Origin of the sequence: Pelobacter propionicus DSM 2379, from assembly GCF_000015045.1 — a bacterium.
Taxonomy (GTDB): Bacteria; Desulfobacterota; Desulfuromonadia; order Geobacterales; family Pseudopelobacteraceae; genus Pseudopelobacter; species Pseudopelobacter propionicus.
In genome coordinates this window covers 3793772-3808307 of record NC_008609.1, presented here as the reverse complement: position 1 = coordinate 3808307, position 14536 = coordinate 3793772, and the positions used below count along the sequence as shown (strand labels likewise).

Genomic DNA, 14536 nt, shown 5'->3' with positions numbered 1-14536 from the left:
CCAGATGCTAGTTCTTGTGCAGCTTCAACTTGCTCCTCAATCTGACCATGGCCTGACTGAGAATCTGGGAAATGCGTGATTCGGTCAATCCCATGGCCTCGCCGATCTCCTTTAGCCTGAGATCCTCTTTGTAGTAGAGGGTCACAACCAGACGGTCTTTTTCCGGCAAAGCATCAATTGCCTTTCCCAGCTCCTCGGCAAGCTGCATCGTCATGACCTGCTGCTGGGGGCTTTTTGCTTCGCTCTCGCACAGCACATCACCGAGACAGAGGCTATTGCCCTCATCATCATCCCAGCTGTCGTCAATACTGATAAATGAGTAGGCGTGAACGTCGTCCAGCAGTTCATAGTATTCCTCGAGTCCGATTCCCAATGATTCAGCCACCTCTTCGCTGGTGGGATTGCGTCCCAGTTGATGCTCAAGACTCACCAGTTGCCGGCTCAGGCGCTTGTACTTGTCGCGCATCGTGCGGCTGAGCACATCATATGAGCGTAATTCGTCGATAATCGTGCCCCGAATGTGTTGCTCGGCGAATGTCTTGAACAGAACCCCCCGATTTGGATCGAATCGGTCCGCAGCATGTATCAGGCCAATCATTGCCGCACTCATCAGGTCCTGTTGATCGAGATGGGGCGGCAGTTGAGGAGAAATCCTGGCCACCAGGTAGCGGGCCATGGGCATATGCTTTACGATCAATTCCTCACGGGTGAGGGGGGCAGTTTCGTCGGTGTCGTTGAATGCCTTAGTGGTGGAAGACATGATCAGGTGCCAGTGGGATTGTCAAGAAAGCGACGGAAGAAAAACTGAATATTACCCTTGAGGCGCTTGTGGCGCGTTGATTCGATAACCCGCTTGGCCAATGTAGTGAAACAGGCGGCTGCCTCGGAGTCGGGAAACAGTTCAGAAACCGCTTTTTGCCTTTTAACCGCCTCGACCACCTTTTCATCCTTAATCACACACCCTAGATAGTCGAGGGAAATATCGAGAAAGCGGCCAGCCACGTTGGCCAGTTTGCGAAAAACTTCCAGGGCGTCCTCACTGTCTTTGGCCATGTTGACGAGGACCTTGAAGTGATGCTCGGAATAGCGAGTGGCCAGCAGTTTGATCAGGGCGTAGACATCGGTGATGGAGGTCGGTTCGGGTGTAACCACGACAATGATCTCCTGGGCCGCCACGGAAAAATAGGTCACATTCTCGGATATCCCTGCCTCGGTATCCACAATCATGATGTCGAACTTTTCCTCCAGCATATCCAGTTCGTCCAGAAGCTTGAGCTTCTCATGCTGACCCAGACTGGTGAACTCCTGAACGCCGGATCCGGCGGGTATAATCTTGATGCCTGCGGGCCCGTCCACAATTATCTCCGAGATGCTCTTCTCGCCATTCAGGACGTCGTTCAGATTGTAGGGTGGCGAGAGTCCCAATAGCACATCCAGGTTTCCCAACCCGAGGTCGGCATCAAGGATCAGTACCTTTTTTCCCTGTGTTGACAGGGCGATCGCAAGATTGGAGACGACATTACTCTTGCCCACTCCTCCTTTGCCGCTCGTTACCGATATGACGCGAAGTCCGTGCTGGTCGGCAACTGACGGTCCCTGAGAGGAATCAACCCCTTGGACTTTGGTGGCCGACCGCGCCATCTCCCGCAAGGTTTCAGCCTGATCGCCTTTTACGGTGACCTCACTCATTTGTCGCCCCTCTCAGGATCATGTCAGCCAGCTTGGATGGAGTTGCCACTTCTATGTCTTCAGGAACCCGTTGTCCTGTCGTGAAATAAGCTACCTGCAGATTGCCTTTCATCAGCACATTGATCATGTTGCCAAAGCTCTCGCTCTCATCGATTTTAGTGAATACGACCTTGCTGATTTGAAAAATGCTGAAACAGTTCAGAATTTCAGTCAGCTCCCGATCCTTGGTCGTAGCCGACAGGCAGAGGAAAACTTCCATCGGGATCTTGTCCGCGAAAAACTGTTTCATCTCGTTCAGCTTTTCCGTGTCCTTGTGGCTTCTCCCCGCCGTATCGATAAATATCAGGTCGCAGTCGGCATGCTTCTCCACCGCACTTTCAAGTTCTTTTGGCGTAGAAGCCACTTCTATGGGAATGCCCATGATGCGTGAATAGGTCTTCAGTTGCTCAATAGCTCCGACCCTGAAAATATCCATCGTAATCAACGCAACCTTGTTGCCACGATTGAATGCATGCATGGCGGCAAGTTTTGCGGTTGTGGTGGTCTTGCCCACTCCGGTGGGACCCACCAGTGCGATGATACGGGGAGCGTTCTTGCGTACCTTCAGGGTGCCGGCAAAGCGAATCAAGCGCCCGAACACCTCACTAAGGCGGCTCTTGAGCGCCTGATTTCCTCCCCCACTTGGTAGTTTGTCGAGGGCGTCAAGGATCGTCTCAACCAGATCACTGGATATGCCGCTCCGGCTCAACTCCTGGGCCAGTGGAGAGGCATTGGTTGAAGAGTCAGTGCCGGACGGTTTTTCCGTCCCGGCTCCATCCGGCACGGCAGGCCACTGAACCGTCTTGACGTCCCCTTCCTGGTTCCTGGCAAGGGTGTTGAGTAACAGCTTCTTGATCTCCTCCAGATCGCCCCGCGGAATATTCTGAATGTTTAAGCCACTTTCGAGGGAGTCCGGTTGGGAAACAGTCTCCGCTGGTTCCTCGTTCTTTGTCGTTTCCTTGCCCCGAGACAGTACTTCTACTTTTTCGCGCAGCTCCCTCAGCTCGCGGGCCAGTGGAGCAAGCATCGAATTTTCCAGATCTTCCTTGGCAGTCCGCTGCCTCTGCGGTTGCTCGCGAAAGGCGGCGGACATCGCAGGCGGGGCGAGCGGAGCGGCTTTGTGGGCCGGGTCGACGGCCGCAGTCACCTTGTAGACGTTTTTGCGGAAAAAACCTAAAAAACCGCCGGTCTTTTCCTGTTTGGTCGAAAGAATCATGGCATCGGAGCCAAGTTCCGCCTTAACCTTACGCAGAGCCTCTGCCATGCTTGGAGCTTGAAAGGTCTTAACCAGCATTTATGGTTACCACCCCTAGTGATTGAATTTTTATATTCTGTGGAATCTCGTTGTGGGAGAGAACCGCCATGTGTGGGACAAAGCGTTCGATCAGTTTTCTTACGTGTCTGCGGATGGACGGGGAAGCCAGCAGTACCGGTTGTGCACCGCTGGGACCAAAACGGTCCGCCATGGAGCGGATCGCGGTTATTATCATCTGGGCGGTATTGGGCTCTATGGCCAGAAAACCACCCTGATCCGAAGGTTGGATCGCCTCGGCGATGATGTCCTCCACATCCCTGTTCAGGGTAACCAGGCAGAGCATGTTGTCGTCAAGTTTGTACTGATCGACAATGAAGCGGCCCAAACCTTGGCGAACGAACTCGCTCAGCACGTCGGGATCCTTGGTCAGCGTAGCATAGTCAGCCAGTGTCTCCAGTATGGTGCGCATATCTCGGATCGAAACGCCCTCCTTCAGCAGGTTCTTGACCACACGCAGCACCGTGCCCAGGTTAAGCTGGTTGGGGATGAGTTCGTCCACGACTTTGGGAGCCGTAACCGCAAGGTTGTCCAGCAATTGTTGCAGCTCCTGGCGTCCAACAAGCTCATGGGCATGTCGTTTCACGATTTCGCTGATATGTGTAGCCACCACCGTTGTGCTGTCAACAACGGTATACCCTTTGAACTGAGCGTCATCACGCCCTTCGGAGCTGATCCAGACCGAGGGAAGCCCGAAAACCGGTTCAGTTGTGCTGACCCCTTCGATAGAGCCGGTAACAGCCCCGGAGTCCATTGCCAGATACTGGCCGGTAAGTTCGCTGCCGCCAACCCGTGCGCCGCGGATAAGCAGGTTATACTCGTACGGCTTGAGCTGCAGATTGTCATGGATATGGATGGGAGGCACCACAAACCCAAGTTTCTGGGCGTACTGACGCCGGATGGAGCGAATGCGTTCCAAGAGCTCACCATCCTGGGAGGCGTCAACCATGGGTACAAGGCCATAGCCGACTTCAAGTTCCAGCACGTCCAGGGGGCGAATGACCGATGCCTGATCAATACCCTCCTCGCCCTCAGCAGTTGCTGGCAAGGCAGCCATCTCCTCTATGACCTGCGTCTTCTCGCGAGCCATTTTGCCGGCCAGATACGTTGTTCCCGAAAGCAGCAAAAAGGCAAAGTGAGGCAGACCGGGAATCAGCGCAAACAGAAACAGTACCCCTGAGGAAACATAGAAGGCCTTGGGGTAGTTCAGGAACTGCCCTGTTATTTCATTACCAAAATTGTCCTCGTCGGCAGAGCGGGTTACGATGATGCCCGCAGCTGTGGAGATAATCAATGCGGGAATTTGGGCAACCAGGCCCTCTCCGATGGTCAGCAGGGTATAGTTGGTGAGGGCGTCCTGAATCGGCATCCCCTGCTGAAAGATTCCGATGATCAGGCCGCCGAAGATATTGACCATGACGATAAGGATGCCGGCAATGGCGTCGCCGCGCACAAACTTGCTGGCGCCGTCCATGGAGCCGTAGAAGTCGGCCTCCCGGGAGATCTTGAGGCGGCGTGACCTGGCGTCCTTCTCGGTGATCAGGCCGGCCGAAAGATCGGCATCGATGGCCATCTGTTTGCCCGGCATGGCATCCAGCGTAAAACGGGCGGTAACCTCGGCAACCCGTCCGGCACCCTTCGTGATAACCACAAAATTTATGATTACCAGAATCAGAAAAATAACGGCTCCGACAACATAGTTGCCGCCGACGACAAACTGACCAAACGCTTTGATGACCGCTCCGGCCGCCTCTACACCCTCACTTCCGTGCAAGAGGATCAGGCGTGTGGAGGCGATATTCAGCGCCAGGCGAAAGAGTGTCGTGACCAGCAGAACCGAAGGGAAAACGGAAAAATCCAGCGGGTGGGTGGTATAGAGGCAGACCAGCAGGATGCAGAGGGCAATGGTGATGTTGGCTGCCAGAAAAACATCCAGCAGAAAGGAGGGGAGCGGGATGATCATCAGCGACAGAACACCGATCAGGGCAATAGCCACATAGATGTCGGAATTCTTCCGAAATCCGCTCGATTCTATTGCTTTGACGGTACTGTTTGACATTGATGTTCCCATTCCAAAAATGTTGATCTGATGTTTTTAGCTGATACGCAATAATTGTGCCGCTTGCCTTGTCGTAAAACGTAGCAGGGAGCCTCCCCAAGTGTGCCACCTTCATGCTGTTTGCGGTTCGAGGTAGTACTTCAGCAGGGAGGTCCGACAGAAGAAGCTGTCAATGAATTGAATTCTGTCAATGCTTTGACCCGTGGGGAGGCATGCCTATTGTTTTCACGTTATATGCCTTTTGGCGACCAGGGTTCCTACTCAGGTCTTCCCCTTGAGGCGATACACATACGCCAACACTTCCGCAACGGCAGCATAGAGTGTTTCGGGGATGGCCTCATTTTCCTCGACCTGGTCATAAAGTTCCCGTGCCAAGAAACGGTTTTCCACAAGCGTGACGCTGCTCTCCTGCGCGATTTTCTTGATTGCCTGGGCCATGATATCTACCCCCTTGGCCACCACCACGGGAGCAATCATTCGCTGGCGGTCATATTTTAGCGCAATGGCATAGTGGGTCGGGTTGGTGATGACAACGTCGGCCGTGGGGATGATTTTAGTCATGCGTCGTTTGGCTGCCTGATACTGCATTTTCTTGATCTGTCCCTTTATCTCGGGATTTTCCTGTTCCTTGTGCTCATCCTTGACCTCCTGTTTGGTCATTTTGAGCCCGTCAAGATAGTTCCATTTGACGTACATCAGGTCGAGAATGGAAATAATGAGCATGATTCCACATGTGTGCACAACTATCTTGAATGCAACGCGCCCCATGTAGGCAAGTATGCCAACCATGTCCGCATCTGCCAGCAGGGCGATATTCTGGACCTCGTCTTTGAGCACACGATAAGCGATCCAGCCGATTACCACTAATTTGAGAAAGGATTTCAGGATCTCGACAAGGGCGGTTTTGTTGAACAGCCGCTTGAATCCGTTGAGGGGGTTTAGCTTGGTAATGTCAAATGTCACGCGTTGCCACTGGAATTCGAACCTTCCTCCATCCTGAATCACATGGGAGGCAATCGAGGTCAGCATGACCGTTACAACCAGGGGAGCAAGCACAACCAGTATGAGAAAGAACAGCTTCAGGACAAGCAGATATACATTCCCCTCGGTCAGTTCGAAGCTGCCCACCCCTTCCAGGATCTCTTCGCTTTGCCTTTCAATGCTGCTCATCATGAAGCTGCCGAATACGTACAGACAGATCATGCCAACCATCAGGGTAAAGGTGGAGGTCATCATGATACTGGTGGGCGGGGAACCCTTTTCCCGCGATTTCTCGAGTTTTTTTGCAGTGGGTTGCTCTGTTTTGGAATGCTTGTCTGCGTCCTGGCTCAGGAATCATCCCCCCTTTGCCATTAATCGGAATATTGTATCAATCTGCTCCTTGACGGAACCGAACGACACCTCGAGAACATGGAAGAACATAGGCAGTGTCGCACCAAGAATGATAAATCCAATTCCGATATTGAGTGGAAAGCTGATCATGAAGACATTCATCTGGGGGAAAGAGCGAGCCATGATGCCGAGCGTCACGCTGGTGAGCAGCAGTGCAACCATTACCGGAGCTGCCAGTCGAACACCGAGAACGAAAACATCAGCGGTTGCCCTGGTGAGGAAGGTTATTATTTCTCCGTTGAGATGCCAGACGCCAAGGGGAATTATGTGAAAGCTGTCAACAATGGCCCGAATGAACAGGTGGTGAATGCTCATGCAGAGAAACATCAGCGTGGCCAGAAGACTTTGCATTACCGACATGACCTGGCTCTGGGTGCCGTGGGTCGGGTCCATTATCGCCGCCATGGTGAATCCCATTTGCATGCCTATGATTTGCCCGCTGAATTCAACTGCTGAGAAGATGATCTGGGTCACAAAGGAGAGGGTAATGCCAATCATGACTTCACGAAGCGCCAGCAACGCCAGGGAGATAGTGTCGTCGGGTATATTGGGTGCATTCACGTTCAAAAGGGGAAAACAGATCAGGCTCATCGCCATCACGGCGACGACCCTGATCTGCAGCGGCAGTCGCTTGCCGCCGAATACCGGTAACGCGCTGAACATCCCCGCCATCCTGCCAAGCACGAGCGCAAAGAGAATGATCTCCCGCTGGGAAGGGAAGGGGAGCAGAGGAAACATGGGGTCAGCGCCTCATGATGGAGATGAAGGAATAGATTTCGCGGGTGAAGTCGCACATATAGGTCATCATCCAGGGAAAAAAGATGACCATGGCAACCATCACGGCAACGATTTTGGGGGCAAACGCCAGGGTGGCCTCGTTGATAGAGGTTACCGCCTGAAAAATGCTGATGAGAAGGCCGACCGCCAAACTAAAGATCAGCAGGGGGGCTGATAAGAGGAGAGTCGCCTCAAAACTGCGTCGGGCTAGCTGGATTACCAGTTCGGGTGTCATGGCATAACCTCGGATCGGCTCGTCGCCAGCGGCTGCATTTCAAACGCAGCCAGAATGCGCGAATTATCCAAAACTCTTGACCAGGGAGCTTATTACCAGCCCCCAGCCATCCACAAGAACAAACAGAAGAATCTTGAATGGAAGCGAAATCATGACTGGCGGGAGCATCATCATACCCATGGACATGAGCACCGACGCAACTACCATGTCGACCACGATAAAGGGAATATAGATAAGAAACCCGATCTGAAAAGCGGTGCGGAGTTCGGATATCATGAATGCGGGAATAATGGTTAATGTAGGAATATCATTTGCGTTTTTTGGACGAGGTAGATTGGAGAGGCTTACAAACAGTGCCAGATCCTTCTCTCTGGTCTGGGAAAGCATGAAACGTCTCACCGGCATAATCGCCCGATCAATGGCGATTGTCTGGGATATCTGTTGCGCCTTCCAGGGTTGGTATGCCTCGTTGTTGATCTGCTGCCATACCGGACTCATGATAAAGAAGGTTAAAAACATGGAAAGACCCAGGATAACCTGATTTGATGGAGCCCCCTGTGTTCCCATGGCTGTGCGTAAAAAGGATAATACCACCACGATACGGGTAAACGCCGTGGTCATGATTAATAATCCGGGAGCAAGCGAAAGGATGGTGAGCAGGAAAAAAATCTGGATCGTTGTGGTAAATTCCCCCGGCTTGGTGGCCGTTCCTACACCGATGGATAGGGAGGGGAGTGTTGCCGGTTCCGCGTAAGCCAGACCTGACGCCAATGCCAAGGATAGCAGGGAAAGCGTTAGAATGTGTATCCACCTGGAAACGGACAGGCCCGGTAACATATCAGTTTCTCCGTTTTTCCACGCTTTTGCGAAATAGTCCGAACAACTCCGGCCGCCTACGACCGTCATCCTCAAGAACCTCAATTTCTTCAAAAACCTCTACCTGCTTCAGCAGGCTCAGTCCGCTTTCCGTACTGGCCAGCAGGAGATATTCGCCCCCAACCTCTATGAGAACAAGTGCCTTTTTGGGCGCAATGGCGCGTGTCTCCACCAGGCGAATGTGCCTCGAAGCACATCTATTGGCATCTGCACCTTTCAGCAGTTTTTCGGAAAAATGTCTGGTTATCAGAATCAGCCCGATCACGATGGATAGAGCCGCTAACATTTGAATAAAACTGGAGAGAAAGCTGTACTCCTGGCCGGGAACTCCAGCGGCACAGGCATATGAGGGAAGGGTGAGGAGCAGCGCGATGACCGCTCTTTTCACAAAATCTTCTCCACCCGCTCGTTGGGGCTGACGATGTCGACCAGGCGCACACCAAATTTTTCGTTTACTACCACTGCCTCGCCACGGGCAACCAGCTTAGAGTTTACAAAGATGTCCAGCGGTTCGCCGGCAAGCTTGGTGAGTTCAACAACAGCCCCCTGATTCAACTGCAGTATGTCCTTGACCAGTAACTTAGTTCTTCCCAGTTCAACAGTGACCTGAAGGGGGATGTCAAGAATGAAGTCGAGGTTCTTTCTGTCTATTTCCGTCTCGTTTGATTCAGGCTTATCACTCACCACTGCCCCCTATCGCAGTTATTTGTATCGCCCTGTTTCCATGACGAATGCCGGGAATGGCAAAATACTTAGTTGTCCCTTCCACTTTTACGAGCAACTCACTGGAACAGGGTTTATCGAGCATGATCGTATCTCCGGCTGCTAGATCAAGAAGCTCACCGAGTGTTATATTGGCATTACCCATCTCGACGACAATCTCAAGCGGAGCCTCCATGAGACCGGATGACAGGCGGGAAGACCACTGAGGGTCGATAGCCATAAGATCAAACTGCATCCCCGCTTTGAGCTTGTCACGAATCGGCTCAATTGTCATGTAGGGGACGGCAAAGACCATATTACCCGATATGTCTTCGATCTGAATCTTGAGCGACATGGTCACGATCTGGTATTCAGGCGGGACGATATTGATTAGGCGAGGGTTCATCTCCATGCGCAGCAGGTTCATGTGTGTAGCATAGAGCGGCGCCCAGGCCTTTTCCAGATCCTGCAGAATGTCCGCAACGATCTTCTCCACCAGACGCAGTTCTATGGAGGTAAACATACGGTTTGCCATGGAGACCTTGCTTGTGCCGGTACCTCCCAGAAGACTGTCCACAAGCGAAAGCACAAGCGTACTGTCAAAGGAGATCAGAGCAGCTCCCTTGAGAGGCTCGATCTTGAAAATAGCCATGCAAACCGGAGAGGGAAGCGTTTGAATAAAATCGTCGAACTTATAGGAGCGGGCGCCGATTTTTTTAATTTCAACAACCTTGCGCAGTCGATTGGAGAGGCTGACTCGGTTATAGCGGATGAAGCTGTCATATATGATGTCGAGATTGGGGACAAAGCCCTTATGGGCCTCGGTGTTGAAGAGGTCATAGGTGACTACGCTCCCCTCGGCTTTGGCCAGTTCTCTCTCAGGCTCAATACGACCTTCGAACACGGCATTGAGAAGTGCTTCAATTTCGGCTTTTGAAAGAATTTTTTCCATTCCGGTTCGCAAGATACCCTACTGGACGACAAAGTCGGTAAAATAGACCTTGGTTATCCTGGCAGGCGTAATAATCTTGTTCACCGACACCAGAATTTCATCCTTGAGCTGGTTCTTGCCCTGAAGATCCTGGAGATCTTGCAAAGTCTTCGAGCTCAGCAGAACCAGTATGGTGTCTCGCATCGGGGCCAGTCGAGCGTCCAAATCGCCCTTGGTCGAACCGGCCATTTCCATTTCAACCTTTACCTTCAGATATCGCAGTTCCTGTCCATCGTAGATATTGACGATGAACGGCTCCAGGGGATAAATGTTGGCCGCCGCGGCCCCTTCTTTTCCCGCGGTTGTCTCCCCCCCATGTCCTCCCTCGGCCTTGGCCTCGGTCTTGGCCTCGCCTTCCTTGCCTTTCTCGTCGCTGCCACCCTTACCCATCAGCATGAACGCCACGACACCAAGGATAACGACCGCGGCCACGGCAGCGCCGATAATGATGAACATCTTTTTCTTGTTGCTGCCACCTTCAACTTCCGCGGATTCCTGCTCGTCCTTGGCCATGTGGGTCCTCCATGGTTGAGTAATAAAATCAATGAATTGGCTTGTTACTATTTAAAACGATTTTTTCGTTTTTGCAATCAATTAAACATTGAGAATGAAGGCCTCCGGGGCATCGAGAGCACCGGAGGCCTTATACGGACAGTATATGGTCGGATTAACGGATCAGGTTCAAAACCACATCGGTCATCTCATCCGCCGTGGTAATAGTCTTGGAATTGGCGGTATACGCCTGCTGAGTCTGGATCAACCTGACAAACTGGGATGCCATGTCCACATTGCTTGCCTCCAGAGAGTTGGAATAGATCTTGTTGACAACGCCGTCAGCAGCTGAAGGGGTGATTGCCCCGCTGCCAGCCGCAACCGAGGCAGCCACATCATAGAGGGTGCCGCCTGCCTTTTGCAGAGCTCCGACGTTCGGAATCGTTGCTACGCCAATTTTGGTGCCATAGGTTTGTGTAGCATTGGCAGAATCGACATAGGTGATTTCACCTTCAGAATCTATGCTCGTTATGGTGGTACCGGCGGGGTCCAGTAGTATTCTGGCCCCAGCTTCGTCAAGGACGAAATAACCGTCGGGATTTACGAGATACCCATCTTCATTCATTCGAAACGCTCCGGCCCTGGTTACGTATCGTGAACCGGTAGTAGATTCAAGCAGGAAAAAAGACGATCCCTGGATTGCCAGGTCAGAGGTGATTTCCGTCGTATCAAATGAACTCTGGCTGATGATATTGTCAACCTTTTGAATCTGCGTGCCGCGACCGATCTGGGAGTCGTTACCAATGTTAGTGGACAGCAGATCGGAAAACAGCGTACGGCTGCCCTTGAAACCAACGGTGTTGACGTTGGCAAGGTTATTGCCGATAACGTTGATGTCTTCCGCGTTGGCCAGAAGACCGGTTACACCGGTCAGCATTGCTGATGTGAGACTCATGGTCTTGCCTCCTGATACTTCTTTGAGTTGTTAGTGAAGCGCGTCAATCGATCGGCGCTTCGCGGGCTTCCTCAGGGAGGTCCAGCCCTGTTTTGTCCTGATGTTAGATGATAACTGCTGAGTCGATGTTGGTAAACACGTTACCCTTCATCTGTGTCCGGTCCATGGCTGTCACCACGGTACGGTTCTTGACGCTCACCACCAATGCAGCATCCCCCATCATGACCAGTGATTCTTTGCCACCCTTCTGGGCTACGCTGTTAACGGCGCCTTCCAGATTGGCGAGATCATTGGCCGACAGGGTAATGTTGCGCGCCCTGAGACGGTCCTGGGCGTGCTGCGAAAACTTAACCCCTTGGGGATCCTTGGAATCAAGGATCGATGCGAATGACTGACCGGTGACCCTATCCGATCCGTTGCTCTTGGATAGTTGTGTGCGGTCGGTCTTGCCCGGTTGAACCGGATTCGGGAAAAAAATAGAGTCAACCATAGTCTATGCCCCACTGACGTTGAGCACGTCCGTCAACGGAACAGAGACCGTCCCTATGGAGAGGTACGGGGTCGTGCTTGTAAGGTTGACACCGTCAATAACTCCCGTCGTGTAGGTTTTTGCCGTCACAGAAGCTCCACTGCCGGTTTTTGCCGAAACGGAAAAGGTGTACGCGCCGGCGGAAAGTTTGTTTCCGCTGTTATCGCAACCGTCCCAAGTATAGCTGTTATCTCCCGTTGATTGCGCACCGAGGGACACAGTTCTGACACTCTCGCCCGAAGAATCGGAGATGGTGAGTGTTGTCGCGGCTGAAGCTGATGACAGGTTATACTGCAGGGATGGGGATGAAGTGCCGTCAAAGACGATGTCATCTCCGTTGGCCTTGACTGTTTTACCGATGAATGAAACTGATCCCATGCTTAAGGAGTTGTTCTGTGCCGCCAAGAGGTTGCTTAGTGCAGTCGTCTGGTTATACGATTGTTCAACCAGCGATAGTTGTGAGAGCTGGTTCATCATGGCCGTGGCATCCGTAGGCGCCAGAGGGTCCTGGTATTGCATCTGTGCGATGAACAGTTGTAAAAAATCGCTGGAATCCATGCCCAGGGACGACTTGATCGCGGCGGAAGTCGTGGTGGAGTCGGTTGCCGATGTTATACTTGTGATCATACGAATTCACCGTCCTTTCTAGAAATGAACATCAAGCATCGAATGTTCCTCTGATGCCAGATACACCGCTTTGTTCGGGAAAACTGGTGTGTCGCTCTGGTGATAGCCTCCCGAAGAGTGCAAGGCGGCCTGTTGTTGGCGCTGCCGTGCCAGTCCCTGCCAGTCTGTCTGGCCCTGGCCATAGGATGGCGCCCCATTCCTGTTGCTTCCCGTCGAAACATCGAATGTTTCCATTGTGATGTTCTGGTTGGCAAGCGACTCCTTAAGCGTGTCGGAGTGCTTTATCAGGGTGTCGCGTACCATGCTGTTTTCCGCTACGATCTCTATCTTCAGGCACTGGTTTTCCATCCGCAGGTTCAATTTCAGTTCACCTAGGTTGTCTGGAGAGAGGCGAATAACGATCTGCTCTGCTCCCCCCTTGATGTCGCGACCTGCCAGGTGTTCCCTGATCTGGCCCGTAACCTGATCCATCACATCCGTATGGATCGTTGCATTGCCTGAAGTGTCGCTTGAGTCGGCTGTTGCGTGCGTCTGCTCGGTTTTTATCTGCGTCACATGCGGATGCATCTCTAGCTGTTGGCGAAACGTACTACTGCCCTCTTCACCGGTTGATGCTCCGGATTCTGACGACGTTGTTTTCGTCAGTGCCGCTCGCGCTACAGTTTCGTTACGGGAAGCCGTACCATCAACTGCCTCGGCTAAGTCCGTTTGTGATGATGCCACGTCTTCTTGTGCTTGCGGAACTACAGGGTGCAGAACTGCTGCCGGCGTTCGTCGCATCAGGACTGTCTGTACAGTCTCTGTACCTGTTTCCTCCATGGTTTGGGTTTCCGCGATGGAATTCACGCCACTGTTTCTGGATGAGGTGGGCGATGGCTGGAGATAGGCATCCAGAACCGGTTGTACCAAGCCTCTGCTGTATGTCGCTTCAGATTGTCGCGAAACGACAGCTGAGGGCGTCTGCACCGATGTCACTGCCATGTTCGACTCGGTCTCTGGCACTACGGCTTCATCTGCCAGAGAAATCAGGCCTTCGTACGAGCTGTTGTGAAGCGCCGGCTGATCTGTGGTTCTTAGGGGGACTGGCGTGCTTGTTGATGGATGCGTCATTGGCTGTTGAGGCGCTGGTTGCAGTGCCGGCGCCACGTTATTCTGTTGTAGGTCATTGGTTGGCGCTGCAGAAGTTCCCCCGTCCGTTAACGACAGGCTCTGTAATGCTTGATATGTTTCCGCGGTTCTGGTGGTCTGTACTGCTACGTTTTCCGCAGACGTACTGGTCGTCGCTGATTCCGGCATTCTGCCGTTGCTCTGCTGTACTGCAACCATCTGGAGCGCAGCCGCGGAAAGTGCCACATTCTGTGGGTTGAGTTCCTGCTGTTGTTCCGTGGGCTTGAGAGGTTCCGCGTCGTCCCGCAGGGCTGAAGAGGTCGCCGGACCTCCTTCTGTTTCCTTGGCCGACAGCGTTGCCATTGCGGCAGACAAGGAATCGACCTGAAGCATGAAAAGATCTATACCTGCTGTTTCCGGTGGTTCTGGTGATACAGCTGTTAAGCCAGCATGACTCTGGGGTAATTCGTTGCTGGTGTCAGGTAACGAGCCCCGCAAAACACCTGAAAAATCGGATTCATTTGCTCCTCCTACAGGTGCCGGCACGCCTTTTGAGAAGGCTGCCATGGGAGAAGCAGGCGACGCGCCAAGCGGCAACCGCATGATCATCTGTCCTTCATTCATAATAGTCTCACCTCCTTTCCTAAGTATTTTTTATGGACGTGGACAGAGCATGCTGTCCATAAAATACAAAAACTGAAAAAAACTTGTGGTTTTGATTGGGCTGCGACCGCTCAAAACATATTCGCGTAAA

The 14536-nt window shown here is 52.5% G+C and carries 16 protein-coding genes; all 16 read right to left on the bottom strand.

Annotation, left to right across the window (positions count from 1 at the left end):
* Positions 1–7: 7 nt before the first annotated feature.
* Positions 8–760, bottom strand: coding sequence for a FliA/WhiG family RNA polymerase sigma factor (locus PPRO_RS17145; protein ID WP_011737256.1), 753 nt, complete (start codon positions 758–760; stop codon positions 8–10).
* A gap of 2 nt (positions 761–762) precedes the next feature.
* Positions 763–1689 carry a MinD/ParA family protein gene (locus PPRO_RS17140; protein WP_011737255.1) on the bottom strand — a complete coding sequence of 309 codons (927 nt, stop codon included), beginning with the start codon at positions 1687–1689 and terminating at the stop codon, positions 763–765.
* Positions 1682–3022, bottom strand: a complete 1341-nt coding sequence (gene flhF, locus PPRO_RS17135; protein ID WP_011737254.1) for a flagellar biosynthesis protein FlhF — start codon at positions 3020–3022, stop codon at positions 1682–1684. Before flhF ends, PPRO_RS17140 begins: the two co-directional genes overlap by 8 nt.
* Positions 3012–5099: a flagellar biosynthesis protein FlhA gene (gene flhA / locus PPRO_RS17130; RefSeq protein ID WP_011737253.1), complete on the bottom strand. Its 2088-nt coding sequence runs from the start codon at positions 5097–5099 to the stop codon at positions 3012–3014. Before flhA ends, flhF begins: the two co-directional genes overlap by 11 nt.
* 261 nt (positions 5100–5360) lie before the next feature.
* Positions 5361–6431, bottom strand: a complete 1071-nt coding sequence (flhB, locus tag PPRO_RS17125) for a flagellar biosynthesis protein FlhB (protein ID WP_041532401.1) — start codon at positions 6429–6431, stop codon at positions 5361–5363.
* Between the two features lie 3 nt (positions 6432–6434).
* A complete protein-coding gene (gene fliR, locus PPRO_RS17120) occupies positions 6435–7229 on the bottom strand; it encodes a flagellar biosynthetic protein FliR (RefSeq protein ID WP_011737251.1) in 795 nt (264 codons plus the stop codon).
* Positions 7230–7233: 4 nt separating this feature from the next.
* Complete coding sequence (gene fliQ / locus PPRO_RS17115) at positions 7234–7503, bottom strand: flagellar biosynthesis protein FliQ (RefSeq protein WP_011737250.1); 270 nt, start codon at positions 7501–7503, stop codon at positions 7234–7236.
* A gap of 63 nt (positions 7504–7566) precedes the next feature.
* Positions 7567–8340: a flagellar type III secretion system pore protein FliP gene (gene fliP, locus PPRO_RS17110; RefSeq protein WP_011737249.1), complete on the bottom strand. Its 774-nt coding sequence runs from the start codon at positions 8338–8340 to the stop codon at positions 7567–7569.
* A 1-nt stretch (position 8341) separates the two neighbouring features.
* Positions 8342–8767 carry a FliO/MopB family protein gene (locus tag PPRO_RS17105; protein WP_011737248.1) on the bottom strand — a complete coding sequence of 142 codons (426 nt, stop codon included), beginning with the start codon at positions 8765–8767 and terminating at the stop codon, positions 8342–8344.
* A complete protein-coding gene (fliN, locus tag PPRO_RS17100; protein ID WP_011737247.1) occupies positions 8764–9063 on the bottom strand; it encodes a flagellar motor switch protein FliN in 300 nt (99 codons plus the stop codon). The genes PPRO_RS17105 and fliN overlap by 4 nt, the downstream gene beginning before the upstream one ends.
* On the bottom strand, positions 9056–10033 hold the full coding sequence (gene fliM / locus PPRO_RS17095; protein ID WP_011737246.1) for a flagellar motor switch protein FliM: 978 nt from the start codon (positions 10031–10033) through the stop codon (positions 9056–9058). Before fliM ends, fliN begins: the two co-directional genes overlap by 8 nt.
* An 18-nt stretch (positions 10034–10051) precedes the next feature.
* Positions 10052–10585, bottom strand: a complete 534-nt coding sequence (locus PPRO_RS17090) for a flagellar basal body-associated FliL family protein (protein WP_011737245.1) — start codon at positions 10583–10585, stop codon at positions 10052–10054.
* A 154-nt stretch (positions 10586–10739) separates the two neighbouring features.
* On the bottom strand, positions 10740–11519 hold the full coding sequence (locus tag PPRO_RS17085) for a flagellar hook-basal body protein (protein ID WP_011737244.1): 780 nt from the start codon (positions 11517–11519) through the stop codon (positions 10740–10742).
* 103 nt (positions 11520–11622) lie between these two features.
* Positions 11623–12009 carry a TIGR02530 family flagellar biosynthesis protein gene (locus tag PPRO_RS17080; protein WP_011737243.1) on the bottom strand — a complete coding sequence of 129 codons (387 nt, stop codon included), beginning with the start codon at positions 12007–12009 and terminating at the stop codon, positions 11623–11625.
* Positions 12010–12012: 3 nt separating this feature from the next.
* A complete protein-coding gene (locus PPRO_RS17075; RefSeq protein WP_011737242.1) occupies positions 12013–12675 on the bottom strand; it encodes a flagellar hook assembly protein FlgD in 663 nt (220 codons plus the stop codon).
* 18 nt (positions 12676–12693) lie between these two features.
* Positions 12694–14406 carry a flagellar hook-length control protein FliK gene (locus PPRO_RS17070; protein ID WP_011737241.1) on the bottom strand — a complete coding sequence of 571 codons (1713 nt, stop codon included), beginning with the start codon at positions 14404–14406 and terminating at the stop codon, positions 12694–12696.
* Between the last annotated feature and the right edge of the window lie 130 nt (positions 14407–14536).